29 protein-coding genes are annotated in these 23595 nt (G+C 28.6%); 28 read left to right on the top strand and 1 reads right to left on the bottom strand.

What is annotated here, in order from left to right; translation table 11 throughout:
* Nucleotides 1-42 precede the first annotated feature (42 nt).
* Nucleotides 43-1323, bottom strand: a complete 1281-nt coding sequence (locus ABCP60_RS05885) for a nucleotidyltransferase (protein WP_343101459.1) — start codon at nt 1321-1323, stop codon at nt 43-45.
* Nucleotides 1324-1725: 402 nt separating this feature from the next.
* On the opposite strand from ABCP60_RS05885, the gene ABCP60_RS05880 reads away from it, so the two are divergent.
* The 28 genes from ABCP60_RS05880 to dxs all read left to right on the top strand — a co-directional run bounded on the left by ABCP60_RS05880 (nt 1726) and on the right by dxs (nt 23595).
* Nucleotides 1726-2922: an acetate kinase gene (locus tag ABCP60_RS05880; protein WP_092924400.1), complete on the top strand. Its 1197-nt coding sequence runs from the start codon at nt 1726-1728 to the stop codon at nt 2920-2922.
* A gap of 149 nt (nt 2923-3071) precedes the next feature.
* Nucleotides 3072-3599 carry a DUF177 domain-containing protein gene (locus ABCP60_RS05875; RefSeq protein ID WP_092924402.1) on the top strand — a complete coding sequence of 176 codons (528 nt, stop codon included), beginning with the start codon at nt 3072-3074 and terminating at the stop codon, nt 3597-3599.
* Between the two features lie 13 nt (nt 3600-3612).
* Nucleotides 3613-3789, top strand: a complete 177-nt coding sequence (gene rpmF / locus ABCP60_RS05870; RefSeq protein ID WP_071119670.1) for a 50S ribosomal protein L32 — start codon at nt 3613-3615, stop codon at nt 3787-3789.
* A 145-nt stretch (nt 3790-3934) separates the two neighbouring features.
* A complete protein-coding gene (gene fapR / locus ABCP60_RS05865; protein WP_092924404.1) occupies nt 3935-4492 on the top strand; it encodes a transcription factor FapR in 558 nt (185 codons plus the stop codon).
* Nucleotides 4493-4503: 11 nt separating this feature from the next.
* The gene (gene plsX / locus ABCP60_RS05860) at nt 4504-5511 is read left to right on the top strand and encodes a phosphate acyltransferase PlsX (RefSeq protein WP_092924406.1); all 1008 of its coding nucleotides are present in this window, start codon (nt 4504-4506) and stop codon (nt 5509-5511) included.
* 30 nt (nt 5512-5541) lie between these two features.
* The gene (locus ABCP60_RS05855; RefSeq protein WP_092924408.1) at nt 5542-6528 is read left to right on the top strand and encodes a beta-ketoacyl-ACP synthase III; all 987 of its coding nucleotides are present in this window, start codon (nt 5542-5544) and stop codon (nt 6526-6528) included.
* Between the two features lie 10 nt (nt 6529-6538).
* Complete coding sequence (gene fabK, locus ABCP60_RS05850) at nt 6539-7468, top strand: enoyl-[acyl-carrier-protein] reductase FabK (RefSeq protein ID WP_343101458.1); 930 nt, start codon at nt 6539-6541, stop codon at nt 7466-7468.
* Between the two features lie 15 nt (nt 7469-7483).
* The gene (gene fabD / locus ABCP60_RS05845; protein WP_343101457.1) at nt 7484-8440 is read left to right on the top strand and encodes an ACP S-malonyltransferase; all 957 of its coding nucleotides are present in this window, start codon (nt 7484-7486) and stop codon (nt 8438-8440) included.
* Nucleotides 8434-9183, top strand: coding sequence for a 3-oxoacyl-[acyl-carrier-protein] reductase (fabG, locus tag ABCP60_RS05840; RefSeq protein ID WP_092924414.1), 750 nt, complete (start codon nt 8434-8436; stop codon nt 9181-9183). Before fabD ends, fabG begins: the two co-directional genes overlap by 7 nt.
* Nucleotides 9184-9367: 184 nt before the next feature.
* A complete protein-coding gene (gene acpP, locus ABCP60_RS05835; protein WP_343101456.1) occupies nt 9368-9592 on the top strand; it encodes an acyl carrier protein in 225 nt (74 codons plus the stop codon).
* Between the two features lie 15 nt (nt 9593-9607).
* Nucleotides 9608-10843 carry a beta-ketoacyl-ACP synthase II gene (fabF, locus tag ABCP60_RS05830; protein WP_166505854.1) on the top strand — a complete coding sequence of 412 codons (1236 nt, stop codon included), beginning with the start codon at nt 9608-9610 and terminating at the stop codon, nt 10841-10843.
* A 214-nt stretch (nt 10844-11057) separates the two neighbouring features.
* On the top strand, nt 11058-11486 hold the full coding sequence (locus ABCP60_RS05825; RefSeq protein WP_092924420.1) for a hypothetical protein: 429 nt from the start codon (nt 11058-11060) through the stop codon (nt 11484-11486).
* A gap of 87 nt (nt 11487-11573) precedes the next feature.
* Complete coding sequence (gene spoIIIAA / locus ABCP60_RS05820; protein ID WP_092924422.1) at nt 11574-12542, top strand: stage III sporulation protein AA; 969 nt, start codon at nt 11574-11576, stop codon at nt 12540-12542.
* Nucleotides 12532-13053 carry a stage III sporulation protein AB gene (locus tag ABCP60_RS05815; RefSeq protein WP_092924424.1) on the top strand — a complete coding sequence of 174 codons (522 nt, stop codon included), beginning with the start codon at nt 12532-12534 and terminating at the stop codon, nt 13051-13053. Before spoIIIAA ends, ABCP60_RS05815 begins: the two co-directional genes overlap by 11 nt.
* Before the next feature lie 10 nt (nt 13054-13063).
* Complete coding sequence (locus tag ABCP60_RS05810; RefSeq protein ID WP_092924426.1) at nt 13064-13261, top strand: SpoIIIAC/SpoIIIAD family protein; 198 nt, start codon at nt 13064-13066, stop codon at nt 13259-13261.
* Nucleotides 13262-13276: 15 nt separating this feature from the next.
* Entirely contained in the window at nt 13277-13663 is a 387-nt protein-coding gene (gene spoIIIAD / locus ABCP60_RS05805) for a stage III sporulation protein AD (protein WP_092924428.1), read from the top strand.
* Nucleotides 13664-13677: 14 nt separating this feature from the next.
* Complete coding sequence (gene spoIIIAE / locus ABCP60_RS05800) at nt 13678-14865, top strand: stage III sporulation protein AE (protein WP_092924430.1); 1188 nt, start codon at nt 13678-13680, stop codon at nt 14863-14865.
* Nucleotides 14866-14875: 10 nt separating this feature from the next.
* Nucleotides 14876-15442 (top strand): stage III sporulation protein AF, encoded by a 567-nt coding sequence (locus ABCP60_RS05795; RefSeq protein ID WP_092924432.1) that lies wholly within the window; start codon nt 14876-14878, stop codon nt 15440-15442.
* A 14-nt stretch (nt 15443-15456) separates the two neighbouring features.
* The gene (locus ABCP60_RS05790; protein WP_092924434.1) at nt 15457-16002 is read left to right on the top strand and encodes a stage III sporulation protein AG; all 546 of its coding nucleotides are present in this window, start codon (nt 15457-15459) and stop codon (nt 16000-16002) included.
* 25 nt (nt 16003-16027) lie between these two features.
* Complete coding sequence (locus ABCP60_RS05785; RefSeq protein WP_092924436.1) at nt 16028-16678, top strand: SpoIIIAH-like family protein; 651 nt, start codon at nt 16028-16030, stop codon at nt 16676-16678.
* 142 nt (nt 16679-16820) lie between these two features.
* The gene (locus tag ABCP60_RS05780) at nt 16821-17183 is read left to right on the top strand and encodes an Asp23/Gls24 family envelope stress response protein (protein WP_092924438.1); all 363 of its coding nucleotides are present in this window, start codon (nt 16821-16823) and stop codon (nt 17181-17183) included.
* A 76-nt stretch (nt 17184-17259) separates the two neighbouring features.
* On the top strand, nt 17260-17763 hold the full coding sequence (gene nusB, locus ABCP60_RS05775; protein WP_092924440.1) for a transcription antitermination factor NusB: 504 nt from the start codon (nt 17260-17262) through the stop codon (nt 17761-17763).
* Nucleotides 17744-18721: an O-sialoglycoprotein endopeptidase gene (locus ABCP60_RS05770; RefSeq protein WP_343101455.1), complete on the top strand. Its 978-nt coding sequence runs from the start codon at nt 17744-17746 to the stop codon at nt 18719-18721. The genes nusB and ABCP60_RS05770 overlap by 20 nt, the downstream gene beginning before the upstream one ends.
* A complete protein-coding gene (gene xseA / locus ABCP60_RS05765; RefSeq protein WP_343101454.1) occupies nt 18693-19898 on the top strand; it encodes an exodeoxyribonuclease VII large subunit in 1206 nt (401 codons plus the stop codon). Before ABCP60_RS05770 ends, xseA begins: the two co-directional genes overlap by 29 nt.
* A gap of 2 nt (nt 19899-19900) precedes the next feature.
* Nucleotides 19901-20116, top strand: a complete 216-nt coding sequence (xseB, locus tag ABCP60_RS05760) for an exodeoxyribonuclease VII small subunit (protein WP_166505847.1) — start codon at nt 19901-19903, stop codon at nt 20114-20116.
* A gap of 2 nt (nt 20117-20118) precedes the next feature.
* On the top strand, nt 20119-21006 hold the full coding sequence (locus tag ABCP60_RS05755) for a polyprenyl synthetase family protein (RefSeq protein WP_166505846.1): 888 nt from the start codon (nt 20119-20121) through the stop codon (nt 21004-21006).
* Nucleotides 21007-21015: 9 nt separating this feature from the next.
* A complete protein-coding gene (locus tag ABCP60_RS05750; protein WP_092924450.1) occupies nt 21016-21453 on the top strand; it encodes a divergent PAP2 family protein in 438 nt (145 codons plus the stop codon).
* Nucleotides 21454-21726: 273 nt separating this feature from the next.
* A complete protein-coding gene (gene dxs / locus ABCP60_RS05745; protein ID WP_166505845.1) occupies nt 21727-23595 on the top strand; it encodes a 1-deoxy-D-xylulose-5-phosphate synthase in 1869 nt (622 codons plus the stop codon).

The following is a 23595-nucleotide window of genomic DNA, read 5'->3' as shown; positions in this document are numbered from 1 at the left end:
AAAGCGCAGAATAAACTGTGCTTTTTTATTTGTAAATAGATTTTAATTTTTATTATTTTTAATGTAAATAGGAGATATATAATAATCCATAGGACCCTTTAATAAATCAGGATTGTTTTTATAGTAAATTAAATTATATATGTTACTCGATCTTATATCATAATCAAGCAAAGTCTTAAATAATTTATCATTCATAGAAAATGACGCTTTAGATAATTTATTTACTATATTTACTTCAGAAGTTTTCTTAATAGCTTTTAATATTTCCCGACCTCTATCGTTAAAAGCTAGAACTCTTATATAAGGAACGGCATTTATATCTTTAACGTAACTTATATCTTCTTTAGTTATTCCAAGTAGTATATTATTAAGAGTTCTTTTTATTTTAGTTAATGTATATCTTTTGCTTTTTATAGATAAGTGAAGTTCATCAAGAGAATTAGACCTAAATATATTTTGGTATATTTTATTTTCTATTCCTTCGTTAACTTCAAAATATTTATCTAATATATTAATATCTCTAGCTACAATAGATTTTATAATATCAAAGTAAGCTTCATCAAACATAGGTAAAAAATTATTATTAATTTTTTCATTAAGTATATTATAAGTTTGGCTAGGAACTACATTACTTATAAGTGATAAATCATTGTTATCTTTTAAAGATTTTCTTATGGCAGTAGCAGAACAAATACTACTAGTTATATTTTCAGAGTTGTATGAAGCTTGTACTCTAGAAATCGTAAAAGGTTTTATATTACTATTTAATTTTAGTAGACATTTTATGTATTCTAGACCTAAAATGTTATTAGAGGAATTTAATACATTTAAAAGTTTATCTTTTGATATATCTATCAAATTATGTTTAGATATATAGTCAAATAAAGACATGCTACGTGCACTAGGATAAAGCATACCTTCATCTAAGTATTTTTTTAGATTTACTTTAAATTCATTTGGCTCATCAACTAGTATTTTAGCTATAGTATACAAAACATCAATACTTCCTTCTTCGCTACCAAAACAAATTGAATCTATACAATTTAATGAATTTAAAGTTGTTATTGCACCGTGGGCAAATATTTCAGCAGACTGACAAGCATATAAAGTAGGAAGTTCAAGAACTAAATCTACACCATTTTCAACTGCGATAGAAGCTCTAGTATATTTATCAAATAAGGCTGGTTCACCTCTTTGTAAAAAATTTCCGCTCATAATAGCGACTGTGTGAGTAGCTTTTGTTAGCTGTCTAGATTTATTTAAATGGTGTAAATGTCCATTGTGAAATGGATTGTACTCAACTATTACTCCAAGTATATTCATAATGATTCTCCTTGTGTTAATATTATAATAGAGTAATTACAATATATGTAGAAATATAACTATATTGTAAAAAATAATTTAAATAATATATTATAATATTATAACAAATAGAGAAAAATAATCTATGTTAAGTAAAAATATTAAAATGAAGTAAATATATAAATATAAAATATATTAAATAAAGTCAATATACTATTTATATATAATAAAACTTATGTTTTTAATTTATGAACTAAATTTAATAAATTTTCAAATAAATAGATAATGTACTGTACTTTTATAATAAAAAGTGATATATTAATTAGTGTTAAAGAATGTTTACTGTATACAAAAAGTAAATTGTAAATGTTAGCCTAAAAGGCTTTTTACATATTATTCATAAAATTTTAAGGAGGTATACTAATGAAAGTATTAGTATTAAACTGTGGTAGTTCTTCATTAAAATATCAATTAATAGATATGTCAAATGAAGAAGTTTTATGTATAGGATTAGTTGAAAGAATAGGTATAGAAGGTTCTATACTTAAGCAAGAAAAAGATGGTGTTGAAGGTAAATTAATAATAGAACAACCAATGAAAAACCATCAAGATGCTATAAAGTTAGTATTAGACGGTGTTGTTGATGCTAAATTCGGTGGAGTTAAAGAAATAAGCGAAGTTGAAGCTGTAGGACACAGAGTAGTTCACGGTGGAGAAAAGTTCGCTGGTTCAGTTAAGATAACTGACGAAGTTATGGTTGCATTAGAAGAGTGTGTAGAATTAGCACCACTTCACAACCCAGCTAACATAATGGGTATAAAAGCTTGTGAAGAAATACTTCCAGGTGTACCAATGGTAGGAGTATTTGATACTGCTTTCCACCAAACTATGCCTAAAAAATCTTACTTATACGGATTACCTCATGAATTATACACTAAGTACGGTGTAAGAAGATACGGATTCCACGGAACTTCTCACAAGTATGTATCTCAAAGAGCTGCTGCAATGCTTGGAAAGAACATAGAAGACGTTAAGATAATAACTTGTCACTTAGGAAATGGAGCTTCTATAGCTGCTGTTGATGGTGGTAAGTGTGTTGATACATCTATGGGATTCACTCCACTTGAAGGATTAATAATGGGAACTAGATGTGGAGATATAGATGCTGCTATATTACCATTCTTAATGGAAAAAGAAGGATTAGATGCTAAAGGATTATCTGATTTAATGAACAAAAAGTCAGGTGTATACGGAATGACTGGTATATCTAGTGACTTTAGAGATATAGAAGGAGCTGCTTCAAATGGTGATGAAAAAGCTCAAGTTGCTTTAGATGCATACGTTCAAAGAGTTCAAAAATACATAGGAGCTTATGCTGCAGAAATGAACGGAGTTGATGCTGTTGTATTTACTGCTGGTGTTGGTGAAAATGGTATAGAAATAAGAGAATCAATAGCTTCTAACATGGAATTCTTAGGAATGAACTTAGATAAAGAAGCTAACAAAGTTAGAGGAAAAGAAAGAGTAATATCTACAGAAGACTCTAGAGTTAAGATATTATTAATACCAACTAACGAAGAGTTAATGATAGCAAGAGATACTGTTGCATTAGTAAAATAATTGTAATAGGTTATAATATATTTAAGGTAGGTTAAAGCCTACCTTAAACTATGTCTTACAACATTTTCAAAATATCTATCAAGTAAAAATACTTGACAAACATCTACTAAATTTGTATAATAAATTGGTAGTGGATTGAGGTGAATACAATGCAAATCAGTCTAGATAAATTAATAAGAAGAGAAACTGACAAATTAGACTTGAATTTTTCTCAAAAAGTTGATACTATTAGTTATTGTGATAACAACTATAAGTTAGTTTCACCAATAAATTTAAATGGTAAAATATCATCTACTAAAAATGGATTATACCTAGATGTAGATGTAGATTTTACAATTCTTGATCAATGTTCAAGATGCTTAGAAGATGTCGAAGTACCAATAGAATACTCTATAAATGGTTTTTTAGTAAAAGAAGACTATGATGAAGATAGTTTTGAAGATGATGATGCATTCATCTATGATGGACAAGTTGTAGATATTATAGAACTTATACAACAAACATTAGACTTTAAAATACCACCAAGAGTTCTTTGTGATGAAGATTGTATGGGACTTTGTCAAGGATGCGGAGCAAATCTTAATAAAGAAAATTGTTCTTGCACTGAAACTGCGAACGACGAGGAGAATATTGATCCCCGTTTTGCTAAATTAAAAGATATATTTAAAAACGACTAAGGAGGTGGCGTAAATGGCAGTACCAAAGCGTAAAACATCTAAATCAAAAACTAAAATGAGAAGAGCAGCTAACTCTAAAATGGTAGCAACTGGATTTGTAAGTTGCCCACAATGTCATGAGCCAAAATTACCACATAGAGTATGTCCAGACTGTGGATATTATAAAGGTAAAGAAGTTGTATCTGAATAATAACTTCTAAAAACATGTAGATTACTCTACATGTTTTTTTTGTTTAAACAAAAAATAATAAAAAAGTATTGATAATTTTATTGTGATACTATATACTACTATTAGTAGCTGGTACTAATTACAGCTATAAAAACTTGGAGGTAATATGAAAAAGAAAAGTAAAGCCCAAAGACAAAAGGAATTAATAGAAATGTTACAGGCTGACCCTTTTTATACAGACGAAGAGTTAGCTAGTCTATTTGAAGTTAGTATTCAAACTATAAGGCTAGATAGAATGAGTCTGAATATACCTGAACTTAGAGAGAGAGTAAAAAATATTGCAGAAGCAGAAAGTTCAAAGGTAAAAACTCTTGGAATTAAAGAAATTACAGGAGAAATAATCGATTTATCAGTAGGGAAATTAGGAATATCTATGCTAGAAATTACAGAAGATATGCTCTATTCTAAAACTAATACTTTAAAGGATACATATATATTTTCTATGGCAGACTCATTAGCAATGGCTATAGTAGATGCACCAAAAGTAATAATGAGGTTTGCAAATGTTAAATGTTTGAAATTAATAGAACAAAAGGATAGACTTATAGCAAAGGCTGAAATTTACAAAAATGTAGGTACAAAGCATTATGTCAAAGTTGTCATTAATAATAAAGCACAAGAACAAATATTTAGAGGAAAATTTATATTTGAAGAATTAGATTAGGAGGAGAATGTATGAGAATAGTAATTGATGGTATGGGTGGAGATAATGCACCACAATCTAATGTAGAAGGTGCAGTTAATGCAATAAAAGAATATGGAATAAATATAGTAATAACTGGAAATAAAGAAATATTAGAAAAAGAATTCTCAAAATATGATTTTGATAAAGAAAAACTTGAAATAATTCATACAACAGAAATTATAGAAAATGAAGATAAGCCAGTAAAAGCTATAAGATCTAAAAAAGATTCATCAATGGTTGTTGCGCTTAGACTTGTAAAAGAAGGATATGCAGATGCGGTTATATCAGCGGGAAATACAGGAGCATTACTTGCTGGGGGATTATTTGTAGTAGGTAGAATTAAAGGTATAGATAGACCTTGTTTATGTCCAGCTATACCAAATGCTAAAAAAGGAATGACTCTTATAGCTGATGGTGGAGCTAATGCAGATTGCAAACCAAGAAACTTAGTAGAGTTTGCAGCTATGAGTAATATATATGCTAAAAAGGTTTTAGGTCTTTCTAATCCTAGGGTAGCCTTAGCTAATGTAGGAATAGAAGAAGGAAAAGGAAATGACTTAGTAAAAAAAGCTTATGAAGAATTAAAAAGTATAGACTTAAACTTTATAGGAAATGTAGAAGCAAGAGATGTAATAAATGATTATACAGATATAATTGTTTGTGATGGATTTACAGGTAACATACTTCTAAAATCAGCAGAAGGTGTTGCAATATCTGTAATGGGACTTTTAAAAGAAACATTCTTATCAAGTACAAAGGGTAAATTAGGAGCAATGCTTTTAAAAGATGACCTAAGAAAATTAAAATCATTTATGGATTATGCTGAATATGGAGGAGCACCTTTATTAGGAGTTAATGGAGGGGTTATAAAAGCACACGGTAGTTCAGATTCAAGAGCTATAAAAAATGCCATAAATCAAGGAATAAAATTTGCTAAAGGAAACGTGCTACAAGATATAAAAGATTTTGTAGTAGTTAATAAAGAAAGCGAAGAATAAAATAAACTCGTATGGAGGGTTAATTTATATATGAACAAAAAAGCTGGTATATTGGGCGTAGGAAGTTATCTACCCAAAAAGGTACTAAATAATTCTTACTTTGAAAAAATATTAGATACAAGTGATGAATGGATAAAAACTAGAACAGGAATAAGTGAAAGAAAAATAGCTGATGAAAATGAATCAACATCAGATTTATCTGTAAAGGCAGCGCTTAAAGCTATGGAATGTGCAAATTTACAAGCAAGTGAAATTGATCTTATAATAGTAGCAACTGCTACACCAGATATGGCATTTCCATCAACTGCATGCTTAGTACAAGAAAAAATAGGTGCAGTTAATGCTTGTGCTTTTGATATATCAGCTGCATGTTCAGGTTTTGTATATGGATTAACTATCGCTAAACAATTTATAGAAACTAACTGCTATAGAAACATCTTGGTAATAGGATCAGAAGTACTTTCAAGGGTTTTAGATTATACTGATAGAGGTACTTCTATCCTATTTGGAGATGGAGCAGGAGCAGTTATTATAGGTAAAGTAAATGATGGTGGAATACTATCTACTTACCTTGGTGCAGATGGAAGAGGTAAAGACTTCCTAAATATACCAGCTGGAGGATCTAGGCTTCCAGCTAGTAAAAGCACTGTAGAGGATAATCTTCACACTATAAAAATGGCAGGAAATGACGTATACAAATTTGCAGTTAGAATAATGGGAGATGCATCCATAAAGGCTATAGAAATGGCAGGTTTGGACACTAATGATATAGACTATCTTATACCACATCAAGCAAATATAAGAATAATAGAGGCATCGGCAAAAAGACTTAAGTTAAGTATGGATAAAGTTTATGTAAATTTACACAAATGCGGAAATATGTCTGCAGCATCAATCCCCGTTGCTATGGATGAAGCATACAGAAGCTCTAAAATCAAAAAGGGTGATAATATAGTCTTAGTTGGTTTTGGAGGAGGACTTACTTGGGGAGCTTCAGTTATTAAGTGGAGTATATAAGGAGGAAATGATGAATAAAATTTGTGAATTATTAAATATACAATATCCTATAATACAAGGCGGAATGGCATGGGTTGCTAATGCTAATTTAGCAAGTGCTGTTTCAAATGCAGGTGGATTAGGAATTATTGCAGGTGGTAATGCACCAAAGAAAATAATAAAAGAAGAAGTAAGAAAATGCAAGGAGTTTACAGATAAGCCATTTGGTGTAAATGTAATGCTATTATCTCCATTTGCAGATGAAATAATAGATTTGGTAATAGAAGAAAATATACCTGTGATAACAACAGGAGCAGGTAACCCAGCAAAGTATATGGAAAAGCTCAAAAAAGCAAATGTAAAAGTTATACCAGTAGTTCCAACGATAGCATTAGCTCAAAGAATGGAAAAACTAGGGGCAGATGCAGTTATAGTTGAAGGAACAGAAGCTGGAGGGCACATAGGAGAATTAACTACTATGGTATTAACGCCGCAAGTTGCAGATGCAGTTAATATACCTGTTATAGCAGCAGGTGGTATAGCAGATGGAAGAGGCGTTGTTGCAGCACTTGCTTTAGGTGCTAAAGGAGTTCAAATAGGAACTAGATTTATATGTAGTGAAGAGTGTAGTGTTCATGAAAATTATAAGAATATGATTATAAAATCTAAGGATAGAGATGCTATAGTAACAGGAAGAAGTACAGGTCATCCTGTTAGGACTCTTAAAAATAAATTATCAAAAGAAGTCCTTAGTATGGAAAAAGAGGGAATAAATCCAGAAGAAATAGATAAAAAATGTGTAGGCTCTTTAAGAATGGCTACTATAGATGGGGACATTGAAAATGGATCGTTTATGGCTGGTCAAATAGCATCTATAGTAAAAGATATTAAGCCTTGTAAAAAAATTATAGGTGATATAGTCAACCAAGTTAAAGAGATAATGCCAAACATAGATTTATAAAGCAGGAGGTGGCTTATGGGTAAAATAGCATTAGTATTTCCAGGACAAGGAAGTCAGTATGTAGGTATGGCAAAAGATATATATGAAAATGATAATATAGCTAAAGAAGTTATAGATAAAGCTTGTGAAGCTTTAGACATGGATTTAAAACGTATAATGTTTGAAGGTGATGGTGAAACATTAGCTAAAACAGAAAATACTCAGCCAGCAATAGTTACTCATAGTATAGCTCTTTTAAAGTCATTAAATGAAAAAATAGACTTAAAATATGATGCATGTTTAGGATTATCATTAGGAGAGTATAGTGCATTAGTAGCTGCAGACGCTATTGATTTTGATGATGCTGTTTCTTTAGTTAAAAAAAGAGGATCATTTATGCAAGAAGCTGTCCCAGTAGGCAAAGGAGCTATGGCTGCAATACTAGGGCTAGATAGAAATAAGCTAAAAAGCATAATAGATAATATAGATGATGGAGTTGTTGAAGTAGCAAACTATAATTCTCCAGGTCAAATAGTTATATCAGGAAAAAATAATAAGATAGATGAAGCTATAAGATTACTAAAAGAAAATGGAGCCAAAAGAGCTGTTAAGTTAAATGTTAGTGGTCCATTTCATTCATCAATGCTAAAAGAAGCAGGAATAAAATTATCTAAAGAGCTAAATAAAGTAAACATAAGAAAACCTAAGGTAAGTGTAGTATCAAATGTTAATGCAAAATACTATGAAGATGAAGGAAAGGATTTACTTATATCACAAGTTAGTTCTTCTGTACTTTGGGAAGATTCAATAGAAAAATTAATAAATGAAGGTTATGATACATTTATAGAAATAGGCCCAGGAAAAACCTTAAAAGGATTTATAAAGAAGATATCTTCAAATATAGATAAAAATGTAAATATTTATAATATAGAGAATATGGATTCTTTAGAAGAATTTGTAGAGATCTATAAGAATGGAGAGATAGTATGTTAAATCTGAAAAATAAAATAGCAGTAATAACAGGTGGGTCTAGAGGTATAGGAAAAGAGATTGCTAAAAAACTTGCATATAATGGAGCTAATATAGTTATAAACTATACATCAAAAGAAGAAGAAGCATTAAAAACAAAAGAAGAGATAGAAAATTTAGGTGTAAAATGTATAGTTATAAAATGTGATGTATCAAAGTCTGAAGAAGTTAATGAAATGATAAATAAAACTATAAAAGAATTTGGTAGAGTTGATATACTAGTAAACAATGCAGGCATAACTAAAGATAACTTACTTATGAAAATGAAGGAAGAAGATTTTGACAAGGTAATAGATATAAATTTAAAAGGTGTATTTAATTGTACTAAGGCAGTTACTAGACCTATGATGAAAAATAAATATGGAAAAATAATAAATATATCATCTGTAGTAGGTGTAATAGGAAATGCAGGTCAAGCGAATTACTGTGCATCTAAGGCAGGAGTTATAGGATTTACAAAATCAACAGCAAGAGAACTTGCATCAAGAAATATAAATATAAATGCAGTAGCACCAGGATTTATAGATACTGATATGACAAAAGTATTAAGTGATGATATAAAAAATAGCATGTTAAGTACTATACCTAAAAAAGAATTTGGGAAACCAGAAGATGTAGCTAATGCAGTAGTATTTTTGGCAAGTGATATGTCTAGTTATATAACTGGTCAGGTTATAAACGTAGACGGTGGAATGGTAATGCAATAATAAAAACTTATAAATTTTGTTAATAAATTAAAAAACTTTGTTATAAATCATTTGAAAATAGATTTAAATTAGTAGATAAGAAGTTATATGGTTAGTGATATTAGCAAAGTAAACTTTATGTATGTATAGTTGCAAAATAAAAAGATTGAAAATTTTGAAAAGTAAAAATTAGGAGGAAATAAAAATGTTTGAAAAAGTTGTAGAAATAATAAGAGAGCAATTAAGCGTAGAAGATAAGGAAATAACAATGGAGACTTCATTAATGAAGGACTTAGAAGCTGACTCATTAGATGCAGTAGAAATAATAATGGCTTTAGAAGATGAATTTGGAGTGGAAATACCAGATACAGGAGCAGAAAACTTCAAATCTATAGGAGATATAGTTAAATTTATAGAAGCTAATAAATAGTGGAGGTATTTCTCTATGAAAAAGAGAGTTGTAATAACTGGTTTAGGATGTGTTACACCTATTGGAAATAATAAAGAAGACTTTTGGAAAAATATAAAAGCTGGTGTTTGCGGAATTGATACTGTAACTAGATTTGATGCTAGTACTTTCCAAACTCAAATAGCAGGAGAAGTAAAAGATTTTAATCCAGAGGAATATATAAATAAAAAAGAAATAAAAAGATTAGATAAATTTACTCAATATGCTATAGCTGCATCAAAAATGGCAGTAGAAGATGCAAAACTAAACTTAGATTCTATAAATAAAGATCGTATGGGTGTAATAATAGGAACAGGAATAGGTGGAGTTGAAACTATAGAACAACAACATAAAACTCTTTTAGAAAAAGGAAATAAAAGAGTAAGTCCATTTTTAGTTCCTATGATGATAGGAAATATGGCATCAGGTCAAGTATCTATATTTTTAGGTGCTAAGGGACCAAATACAAATGTATGTACAGCTTGTGCATCAGGAACACATTCAATAGGAGATGCTTTTAAGATAGTACAAAGAGGCGATGCAGATATTATGGTGGCAGGAGGAAGTGAAGCTCCTATAACTCCGCTTGCATTTGCAGGATTTTGTAATATGAAGGCTATGTCGACTAGAAATGATGATCCAAAAGCTGCATCAAGACCATTTGATAAAGATAGAGATGGATTTATAATGGGAGAAGGTTCAGGAGTTTTAATACTAGAAGAATTAGAACATGCTTTAAAAAGAAATGCTAATATATATGCTGAAATTGTAGGATATGGATTAACAGCAGATGCGTACCATATGACGACACCGGCTGAAAACGGTGAAGGAGCAGCTCGTTCTATGGAAATGGCTCTAAAGGACGGAGATGTTCCTATAGAAGAAGTTGACTATATAAATGCACATGGAACATCTACTTACTACAATGACAAGCTTGAAACGCAAGCTATAAAAACAGTATTTAGAGAAAATGCATATGACTTATGCGTGTCATCAACAAAATCTATGACAGGACATTTATTAGGAGCAGCAGGTGGGATAGAAGCTATAGTTTGTGCTATGAGTATAAAAGATAACTTTATACCACCTACAGTAAATGTTCAAAATGTAGATGAAGAACTTGACCTAGATTATGTATTAGATAAAGGAAGAAATAAAGAAGTCAGATATGCATTATCAAATTCACTAGGGTTTGGTGGGCATAATGCATCTATAGTATTAAAGAAATATTAGTAAAATAGACTTTCTACAAACGTAGAAAGTCTATTTTTAATTATAAGGATTATTTACTTTACTTGTTTTTTTGTAAGATATAAAAGTAAGTACTCAAAATCTTAATGTATCATAAATTAAATTAGTATAGAAAATATTTTGTATCTAAAGTTTTATATAAAAATATAAGGGTATAATTAAAAAGCTAGAATAATTGATGGAGATGAGACTTAATATGGAAAATTTAACACCAAGATGTTATAAGAAAAATCTACTATTAATAGCAGGAATAGTATGGATTTTAGCAGGAGGTATGGTTTTAAAACTTGGACTTGATGTATTTTTAAGTTTAAGAAGCAAAGTTATAATATCAATAATAGTATCTATAGTGATATTTTATATATTCTTTAATTTTATATTTAAAAAATTAGTTAATAAACATAGAGATAGGATAGCTGATAAAGATAAAGAAAAACTATGTATATTTTCATTCTTTGACACTAAAAGCTATATAATAATGGCTGTTATGATGACATTAGGTATAACTATTAGAGAAAGTTCATTTGTAAAACCAATATACTGGTCGCCAGTATATATAGGTATAGGAAGTGCATTATTTTTAGCAGGTATTTTATTTATAGTACAATGGAAAAGATGGAAATAGATAAGGAGTCTTATGACTTCTTTTTTTGTTGTCATAAATTTTATGTTTATTTAATAGAATTTATATATACAAAGGAGGAGGATAGTTATGTATGAACTTAGCAATGAAGTTATAAATTCACTAGCCATTAACGTAAGGGACAAAATTAAAAATATAATAAAAGATGGCATAAGTATAGAAGAGATAAGGCTACGCTGTAATAAACCACTTATCATAAACTCAAATAATAAGGACTATTTTTATAACATAAACTTGAACAAGCTTGAAACTAGCTATAATGATTCATACATAGTAACTAAGGATGATATAGAGCAAAGTTTTCAAATGATATGCAAATATTCAATACATTCTTTTATTGATGATATAAAAAAAGGATTTATAACATTAAGGGGAGGTCATAGAGTAGGTATTGTTGGAAAGGCAATAGTTGAAGATGGACAAGTTAAAAATATAAAGCATGTATCATCTTTAAATATAAGAGTATCAAAGGAAGTTATAGGATGTTCTGATAAAATTTTAAATCATATCATAAAAGGAAGCAATTCAGTAAATAACACTCTAATAATATCTCCACCTCAGTGTGGGAAAACAACTCTAGTAAGAGATATAGTAAGAAATTTAAGTAATGGGAATAAAGATTATGGATTTAAAGGTATAAAGGTTGCTTTAATAGATGAACGTAATGAAATAGGAGGATCATATCTTGGAATACCTCAAATGGATGTAGGTATAAGAACTGACATAATAGAAACTTGTCCTAAAGACATAGGAATAATAATGTTACTTAGATCTATGTCACCTAATTTAATAGTAACAGACGAAATAGGTAGTAAAGATGAAATAGATGCCTTATATACGGCTTTAAATAGTGGTGTTAGCTTAATAACCACGGTACATGGTGATTCTATAGAAGATATAAAAAATAGAAAAGAGTTAAACAGATTATTAGATAAAGAATTATTTAAAAAAGTAATTATACTTTCTGCTAAAAAAGGTCCAGGAACAATTGATAAAATATATGATTTAGAAGAAAAGAGATGGTATTTTGCAAATTAAAATTGTAATAATAGGTATTTTAGTAGCTTGTAGCTACTTAATAGGTGAATATATAAGCAAAGCTTATACAAATAGGCATAAACAAGTAAATGATCTCATAAAAATATTAGAGATAATGAGAATGGACTTGCACTTTGGGATGTATACCTTAGAAGAAATATTTGAAAGACTTTCATTAAAGAAAGAATATTTTACACATAAGTTTTTTATGCAGTTAAAATATGGACTTACAAATAATACTGAAAAAATATTAGATGATATTTTAAATGATAATATAAGTATTTTAAAAAAAGAAACCTATTTACAAGATAAGGAGATTGATGAAGTTAAAAAACTTATATTAGCTTTAGGTAAAAGTGATATAGAATCTCAAACTAGAATGATTGATTTATGTATAGAAAATTTAAAAGGCATAACTAATGAAACTAAAGAAGATATAAATAAAAAAGGTGCAGTTTATAAAAAATTATCTACAATTATAGGATTAGCTATAGGAATAATTTTGATATAGGAGGATTAGTATGGATATTTCACTAATATTTAAGTTAGGTATAGGAGCACTTTTAATAACAATAATTAATACTATATTAGATGCTTCAGGCAGAAAAGACTGGCAAATATATGTCACTGTAGTAGGAGTAGTTATGGCATTTACAATTGTATTAAAAGAGGTAAGTGTTTTATTTGATACAATAAAGACGATGTTCATGCTTTACTAAGTAGGGGGTGACACTTTGGAAATTATAAAACTTATTGGAGTCGCTATACTGGCAATGACTATTTGTTTAATTATAAGGCCTAAAAGACCAGAGATGGCAAATTTCATAGCAATACTTGCAGGGGTAACGATACTTTTATCTGTAATATTTAAGCTAAACTTTATAATTGAAAGCATACAGAACTTAGCCCAAAAGGCTAATATACCATCTGTATATATAACTTTAATAATAAAATTAATAGGGATAGCCTATCTTATGGAATTTGCAATACAACTTTGTAATGATTGTGGAGAAAAAAGTATAGCCTCTAAATTAGAATTTGGAGGAAAAGTAATAGTTATGACTATGTCTTTTCCAATACTCTTATCTATTGTAGAGATGATAATAAATATTATCCCGTAGGAGAATGATTACATATGAAAAAAAGCTTTTTAGCATCTATACTTACGATATTTATGATTATAGTATCTTTTTCTATAAGCTTTTCAAACGAAAATGATAAGGATGAAAACTATAATGAAACAAAGAAAAGTATAGATAATTATATAGATAGTCAATTAGAAAAAATAAACATAGGAGAAATAGAAAATTTTATACAGGATTCGGTAGTAGTAGAAGAAGTTGATTTAAAAGTATTTATAAAAGAGCTTATAAGTGGAGAAAAGACAATAACAGATTTGTTTAATAAAGAATCTATAAAATATATGTTATTTGATGAATTTAAAGCAAGTCTAAAAGTAGCATCACTAATATTAGTACTAGCACTATTATCATCTTTACTTAAAAGTTTACAAAACTCTTTTTCATCGGGAGCAATAAGTCAGATAATTACTTATATAATATTTATAACAATAGTATCTCTTACGCTAGTCGGATTTAAAGATATACTATCAATATGTAATGATACTATAGATTCCACCGTAAATTTAATGAAAGTAATAATGCCTATACTTATAACATTATTGGTGCTTATAGGATTTCCTATTACATCAACAGTTTTAAACCCAATATTTATAGGTGGAGTTGCATTCATAAATATAATTTTTAAACAATTTTTATTCGTATCAATTTCTGTAGCATTTGCAATTCTAGTCGTAAATAATTTATCTCAAAGTATAAAACTAAAAAAACTATCATCTTTTATAAGACAAATAAATTTAGTTTCTATAGGAGCAATGTTTACCATATATTTAGGACTTGTATCTATGCAAGGCTTATATGTAAAAAATATAGATAATTTTACAGTTAAAACAGCTAAATTTGCCTTAGGAAACTTTATTCCAGTGGTAGGTAATTTTGTATCTGATTCAGTTGATATACTGCTCTCATCATCGCAGCTTATAAAAGGTGTATTTGGAGGAATTGGCCTTGTATTAATAGTTGGAATTTGTTTGATTCCAGTTATAAAAATATTATCTGTAGTATTAGTTTATAAAATATCTGCTATAGTAGTAGAGCCTATAGGAGAAGAGAAAATATCAAGTTTTTTAAATGAAATAGCCAACTTAATGGTAGTAATGTTGGCTTGCATAATCGCAATTGCAATAATGTTTTTTGTTACAGTAGCAATAATAACTTCAATAAGTGTAGTAGCTCAAGGATAAGAGGTGGGTTATGTTAGAAGGTATAAAACAGTGGATTATAACTATACTAATAGGTGCTTTTATAGTAAATGTAGTTAATATGATTTTACCATCGTCTAAAATAAAACCATATATAAATTTAGTATTAAATTTCATATTTGTGTTTATAGTTTTAACTCCAATTATAAATATATTTTCATCTAATATTAGATTGGAGGACACTATTTTAAAGTCTATGGCTAAATATAATAAAGAATATGTAGATAGTATGAATAGTTTGGCAAATGAAACAGGTAAGGATAGCTTAAGTAAAGGATATGAAGATGGACTTAAAGAAGTCTTAAAGCTAAAGCTAGATGAGTATGGATATGAATTAGAAGACGTAGATATAAATGGATCTGATATAGAAAATATAAAAGTTAAAGAAAAAAGTAGTAATAAAAGTGGAAAAGAGGACATACAATCTAAAGAAAAAGAAAAAATAAAACAAGCTTTTAATGAAAGCGATGAAAGTCAAAAAGGAATAGATGAAGATAAACTAAAAGAGGACTTAATAGAGATACTAGATGTATCTATAGAAACTATAGAAATTGATTAATAGGAGTTGTGGGAATGTTTAAAAACCTAAATGAAAAAGATAAAAAAAAGATATACACATTATTATCTTTAGTAGTAGTTTGTGCAATAGCTCTTATCGCAATGCCAAGTTTATCACCAAAAGATAATAAAGAAAAAGAAGTAGTTAAAAAAAATGAACCAGAAACTACTAGCTCTTCAAATCAAGAAAAAAATTTAGAAAGTAAACTAAAGGAAATACTATCAAAAATAGAAGGAGCTGGGGAAGTAGATGTAATGATAACATTTGAGTCTAGTGAAGAAATTCAACCTGCATATAATTCAAACTCAACTACAGAAAAAACAGAAGAAAAAGATACTAAGGGAGGAGAAAGAACTATAACAACATCAAGTGATAATAAAACTATAATAACATCAGGTTCAAATGAACCAATAGTATTAAAAACTAATGAAGCAAGTATAAAAGGTGTAATAGTAGTATCAAGTGGGGCTAGTGACCCGACTGTTAAAGAAACACTTTATGATGCTGTACAAACTGCTCTTCAGGTAGCAGGGCATCAAGTAGAAGTATACACAAAGTAATAAATATTAAACTGGGGGGATAAAAATGAAGTTTGATTATAAGGGTAGAGGTTTTGTTGTAGTAAGTTTAGCAGCGATGTTAGTAGTAGTAGGAGCTGTGAATTATAAGTTAAGTGAAAAATCAGCTATAGAAACAGGTCAAGAGCTAAAAGCATATGAAGAAGCTCAAATAGAGAAAAACTCAGAAAAGAAATCTGAAAATAAAAAAGATAAAGAAGACGATGTAGAAGTCGTAGATAGTAAAAAAAGCGAAGTTAATGAAAAGGTAACTGAAACAAGTAAGGAGATAAAAAGTCAATTAACATCAGAAAAAAATATGAAAAAGTCTACATATATACTAGATATGAAAATGACTAGAGAAAAGCAAAGAAATGAATTAAGTGGACAATTAAACGAAATGATAAATAATCCATCTACTTCGGATAAAGCTAGAGAAGAAGCATCAAATATGAAGCTTAAATTAGTTAAAGACCAGGAAACTGAACTTAAAATAGAAAACTTATTAAGTACTAAAGGTTTTGAAAATGCACTAGTATATATAAGTGATGAAAGTGTAAATGTTGTAGTAAATGAGAAAAAATTTGAAAAGAAAGATGCAGCAAAAGTATTTGATTTAGTAGCAGAAGAAGCAAAAGTAGATTATGAAAATATAAAAATTATGAACAATGAAAATTAATATAAAACAAAAAATATACATATTAATATAAGGAAAACAATAACCTTAGAATTTAACTAAGGTTATTTCCTTGCAAAGTTTAATGGTATTTGGTATTATTATAGTTATAAAATAGTTCCTTATATAAGGGGGTAAGTTTATCATGGAAAATAATGATTTTGGACAAGTTAAAATATCTAATGATGTAATATCTACTATAGCAGGTCTTGCAGCATTAGAGATAGAAGGCGTTGAAACGAATACAACATTAACAGATAAATTATTTAAAAATAATGGTGTAAAAATACAAGTAGAAGAAGAGGAAGTTAGCTTAGATGTTATGGTTATGATAGAGTATGGTGTATCTATACCAGACATAGCTTTTAAAATTCAGGAAAATGTTAAAAACACTGTTGAGACAATGACAGGATTAAATGTTTCTCAAGTTAATATACATGTTCAAGGAATCAGCTTTAAGAAAGAAAAAGCTGAAAGAGAAGAAGCTAAGCAAGCTAAGAAAAGTTAATCAAACCCTCTGAAAATCAGAGGGTTTTTTATTGTGTAATATGTACATAATATCAATTAGAGGAGGATTAAGACTAATGAAGAATGATAAGGCGAGAAAAGTAACTACAAGAGAGTATATGATGAAATTAATATATCAAACTCAAATAACTAAAGAAGATATGGGTGATGTATTAGATAAATTTTTAAATGATCAATTAGAATACATAACAAATAGATATGAAGAGCTTAGATTACAATATTCAAATAACCCAGAGTTAAAATTAGAAAATTTAAAAGCTGATGATGTTATAGATAGAGAATATATGGCTCAAATGTGTAAATTATTAAGTGAAAAATCGGACGAAATAGATGCAATGATAAACAAATATGCTAAAAATTGGTCAGTTAATAGAATGGCAAAGGTAGACTTAGCAATATTAAGACTAGCTATATGTGAAATATTATTTGTAGAAGAGATACCAAATAAAGTTTCAATAAATGAAGCTATAGAAATGGCTAAATTATACTGTGATGACAAAACTCCTAAATTCATAAATGGAATATTAGGAAGTGTCGTTAGTGAAACAGAATCAAAATAATATAATAATCGGAATAGATACTAGCTGCTATACAACTTCTATAGCAGCTATATCTTTAGATAAAAAAGTAATATTTAATGAAAAAATATTACTTAAAGTAAAAAAAGATAGCAAGGGATTAAGGCAAAGTGAAGCTGTTTTTCAGCATATAAATAATTTAGGAGAAATAGACAGTAAAATAAAATCGATTATAAATAAATATAACGTAGTTGGAATATGCGTATCTACAAAACCAAGACCAAATAAAAACTCTTATATGCCAGTATTTACTGTAGGATATAATTTTTCTAAGCTGTGTTCAACAATGATAGGTTGTGGTTTATATGAAACTACTCATCAAGAAAATCATATAGAAGCAAGTCTTTTAGATAATAAATTAAATAAAGAAAAGTTCTTATCTGTTCATATGTCAGGAGGGACAACAGAAATACTGCTTTGCACTAAAAATAAAGAAAGCTATGACATAGAAATAGTGGGTGGAAGCAAGGATATAAGTTTTGGACAACTTATAGATAGAGTTGGAGTTAAGATGGGATATGATTTCCCTTGTGGTAAATATATAGATGAAAATGCACTAAATTGTGAGTCTGCAATAAAACAAGGTTTAAAAACTTCTGTAAAAGAAGGATATATGAATCTATCAGGTCTTGAAAATCAAATAGATAATATAATAGATAATTGTGGCAAAGAGTACATAAGTAAATTAGTTTTAGATGCAGTAGTTAGAAATATGATAAAATCAATAGAGCATATAAGTAAAGAATACAATATAAAAGATATAGTATTTGCTGGAGGGGTATCTGCTAGTAAGTATATATCAAAAGAGTTAACAAATAGATTAAGAAAATATAAGATAAATGCATATTTTACTAAACCGGAGTACGCAACAGACAATGCTGTTGGTTGTGCTTTAATAGGAGTGAAAAAATTTGAAAATAAGAGCCTTAACTATAAGTGAAGCTAATTCATATATAAAAAGAATATTAAGCAATGACCCTATCTTATACAATTTAAAAGTAAAAGGAGAAATATCAAATTTTAAAATACATAGTAGTGGAAACGTATACTTATCTTTAAAAGATGAAAATTCAAAAATAAATTGTGTTATATTTAAAAATAATTATAATAAAGACTTAGCACTAACTAATGGGACTAAGATTATAGCTAATGGATATATATCTGTGTATGAAAGAGATGGTTCTTATCAGTTGTATATAAATTCTATAGAAACAGAAGGTATAGGAAATTTATATATAGAGTTTAATAAATTAAAAGAAAAGTTAGAAAAAGAAGGATTATTTGACAATAAATATAAAAATCCTATTCCAAAAATACCAAATTCTATAGGTGTAGTAACATCACAAACAGGTGCAGTTATAAGAGATATAGTAAACGTAGTAAAAAGAAGATACCCAAAAGTTAATATAAAGTTATATTCTGTTAATGTCCAAGGTGAAAGTTCAAAGTATGATATATGTGATGGGATAAAATTTTTTAATATGATGGATAACGTAGATACAATTATAGTTGGTAGAGGTGGAGGTTCTATAGAAGAACTATGGTCATTTAATGAAGAAATGGTAGCTAGGGCAGTCTTTGAGTCTAATATACCTATAATATCTGCGGTAGGGCATGAAACAGATTTTACTATATGTGATTTTGTAAGTGATATGAGAGCACCTACACCATCGGCAGCAGCAGAAATAGCAACACCATCATTAGAAGAATTAAATTTTAAACTAGATAACATATTAAATAGAATGAATAAATCATTAACTAGTAATATAAATATAAGCGAGCATAGACTAAATCATACTATGGATAAGATAAATAGTTATATTAAGTCCTATATAATAAGAGATAAAATTATACAATTAGATAGGATATATGATAAAATAACACTTGAAGCAGAAAAGAAATTAAACACAGAAAAAGATCGACTTTCAAAAACTGGAGCAATACTTCATAATATGAGCCCTTTATCAACATTAGATAGAGGGTATAGTATATTATCAAAACATGGAGTTACAGTAAACAGTATAAAAGAGATAGATTTTAAAGATAACTTAGATATAGTTTTAAAAGATGGAAGTATTGAGTGTACTGTTGAAAAAATAAAATCAAAAGAGGTATAGACATGAATCTAACGTATGAACAAGCCTATAAAAAATTAGAGGAAATTCTAGAAAAATTAGAATCTAAAAATGCTAGTTTAGATGAGTCATTAAGTTTGTATGAACAAGGTATAAGTCTTTACAAATATTGTAATAAGCTTTTAGATGATGCGACATTTAAAATAAGTAAATTTAATAAATTAGGTGTAGAAGAAGAATTTGATATTAGGGAGGAATAAACGTGGAATTTAAAGCAGTGCTAAAAGAAAAAGCAAGCTATATAGAAAAATTATTAAAGGAGTATATGCCAAAAGAAGAAGGATATCAAAAAACTATAATGGAGGCTATGAATTATAGTTTAAGTGCAGGTGGAAAAAGGTTAAGACCGATACTTACATTAGAAGCATGTAAATCAGTAGGTGGAGATTATAAGGATGCGATACCATTTGCTATGGCAATAGAAATGATACATACATATTCTTTAATACATGATGATTTACCAGCACTTGATAATGATGATTTAAGAAGAGGTAGAAAAACAAATCATATAGTATTTGGTGAAGATATGGCTATACTTGCAGGAGATGCCCTTTTAAATTATGCTTTTGAAGTTATGCTTTTAGGTTCTATGAACAAAGAAAATCCAAATAAATATTTAAATGCTATGTATGAGATAGCATCAGCTGCAGGAATAAATGGTATGATAGGTGGACAAGTAGTAGATGTTCAAAGTGAAAATAAGAAAATATCTAAAGAAAAATTAGATTATATACATAACAATAAGACTGCAGCTATAATGATAGGATGTATGAGAGCGGGAGCTATAATAGGAAATGCAAATGATAATGAATTAGAAAATATAACTAAATATTCAAAAAATATAGGACTAGCCTTCCAAATAGTTGACGATATATTAGATATAGTTGGAGATGAGTCTAAGTTAGGAAAAAAAGTAGGAAGTGATATAGACAACAATAAATCTACTTACCCATCCTTAATAGGACTAGAAGAGTCAAAAGAAGAAGCGAATAGATTAATAAAAGAAGCTAAAGAAGCATTAACACAAATATCAAATGATACAGAATTTTTAAGCAGTTTAGCTGATTATATAGTGGACAGAGAGTATTAAGGAGGAACGATGGATTTTTTTTCACAAATTTTTAGCAACAAAGTTTTAGGGATAAGTATATTTGCTTGTTTCTTAGCACAATTTATAAAAATATTTACAGGAAAAGATAAGAGAATAGAAATTTCTAGATTATTTACATCAGGAGGTATGCCAAGTTCTCATAGCTCATTTGTAACTAGCTTATCAACACTAGTTGGCATAGAAAGGGGATTTCAATCAACTGATTTTGCTATAGTATGTGTATTCTCTTTAATAATAATGTATGATGCAACTGGAGTAAGACGTTCTGTAGGAAAACAAGCGGCAATACTAAATCAAATTATAGATGATGTACAACATAGAAAACCAATAAAGCATGAAAGATTAAAAGAGCTAGTAGGTCATACTCCTAAAGAAGTATTGTTTGGGGCTATACTAGGTATATTAGTAGCATTATACTTCGTGTAAATTGAAAAAATATACAATGTATGATATAATTCGTATTTGACAAAAGTATTAAAATTATATGTCTATAAGTAAAATTATAGATAGTTAAATTTTATATAGATTAAGATACTTGAAATAGTAAATATTTTAATACGGTTATAAAATGAATATAACTTAGTCAATACTAAGGTATATTCATTTTTTAGATGTTAGAATTTTATAAATAAAATTTGTATAAAGTAAACTATAGACTATTAATTGTATTAATAGCTGATAAATAAAGGTGAGGATTATATGTATAAATATTTAGATAAAGTAAACTCTCCAAGTGATATAAAGTTGATGAACGTTGAACAAATGGATGAACTATCAAAGGATATAAGAAAATTTTTAGTTAAATCTGTTTCTCAAACAGGAGGGCATTTAGCTTCCAATCTAGGGGTTGTAGAGCTTACACTAGCATTGCATAAGGTATTTGAAAGTCCGAAAGATAAAATTGTATGGGATGTTGGGCATCAATCTTATGTACATAAGATGATAACTGGAAGAAAAGGAGAATTTAATACACTAAGACAATTAAATGGTTTAAGTGGATTTCCTAAAGAATGTGAAAGTCCACATGATATATTTGATACAGGTCATAGTAGCACATCAATTTCAGTGGCACATGGTATTGCATGTGCAAGAGATATAAAAGGTGAAGATAGTAATGTCATAGCTGTAATTGGAGATGGATCAATAACAGGTGGTATGGCACTAGAAGCATTAAATCATCTAGGACATACAAAAACAGATATGATAGTTATATTAAATGATAACGAAATGTCTATAGATAAAAATGTTGGTGGAATGTCTAGGTATTTATCTAGTATAGTTAGAAACTCAGCAGCTAATAAAGTAAAAAATGAAGTTGAAAAGATATTAAATATAGCTCCTGGAGGAGAGTTAATATCTAAAACAGCCAATAAATTTAAAGATAGTATAATAAGTACATTTATTCCTCAAGAATGCGAGTTATTTGAGTCTTTAGGAATAAAATATTATGGTCCTATAGATGGGCACAATATTAAAGAATTAATAGAAATTTTAGAAAAATGCAAACAAAAAAAAGGGCCAAAGCTTCTTCATGTTATAACTAAAAAAGGTAAAGGATATAGATTTGCAGAAAATGAACCACATAAATATCATGGAGTGTCAAAATTTGATATAAGAGAAGGTATAAAATCATCAGGTACAAAATCTATATCTTCATTAGTTGGAGAGAAATTAGTATCTATGGGAGAAAAAGATGATAGAGTATGTGCAATAACTGCAGCTATGCCATCGGGTACAGGATTAAATCTATTTGAAAAAGTATACCCAAATAGATACTATGATGTTGGTATAGCAGAACAACATGCAACTACATTTGCTGCAGGACTTGCAAAAAATGGATTAAAACCGTATTTTGCTGTATACTCATCATTTTTACAAAGGGCATATGATCAAGTAATACATGATGTATGTATAACTAAAAAACCTGTAACATTCCTTATAGATCGAGCTGGTATAGTAGGTAATGATGGTGAAACTCATCATGGTATGTTTGATTTAAGCTACTTAAATGCAATACCAAATATAACGGTTATGGCTCCTAAGGATTGCAAAGAGCTAGAGTTAATGATGGATTTATCTCTAGAATTAAAAGAGCCTGTAGCTATTAGATATCCAAGAGGGGGTAGTTATTACTTAGAAAGTGGTAAGTATGAACCTATAAAAGTAGGAAGTTATGAAGTATTGTCAAAAGGAGAAGACATACTTATACTAGCAATAGGAAATATGGTAAAACATGCTCTTAAAGCTAAAGAATTATTAGAAAAAGAGGATATAAATCCAACAATAGTTAACGCAAGGTTCTTAAAGCCTATTGATAAAAATCTTTTATCAGATTTGTTAAAAACTCATAAAAAGGTTATAACTATTGAGGATAATACAATAATAGGTGGATTTGGAAGTAGAATAAATAAATATATAACAGATAATAAAATTGATGTTAATATTATGAATTTAGGTCTTCCAGAAGCATTTGTACCTCATGGGAATGCAGATGAAATATATGATACAATAGGTCTATCTCCAGAGAAGATAGCAATGAGAGTAAAAGACTGTAAACTAGAAAGGTAA

The sequence above is a fragment of the Romboutsia sp. MSSM.1001216sp_RTP31141st1_G3_RTP31141_220114 genome (genome assembly GCF_039031195.1).
Taxonomy (GTDB): Bacteria; Bacillota; Clostridia; order Peptostreptococcales; family Peptostreptococcaceae; genus Romboutsia_C; species Romboutsia_C hominis.
Note: the sequence above shows the minus strand (reverse complement) of the source record. Positions and strands in the feature narration are given on the sequence as shown.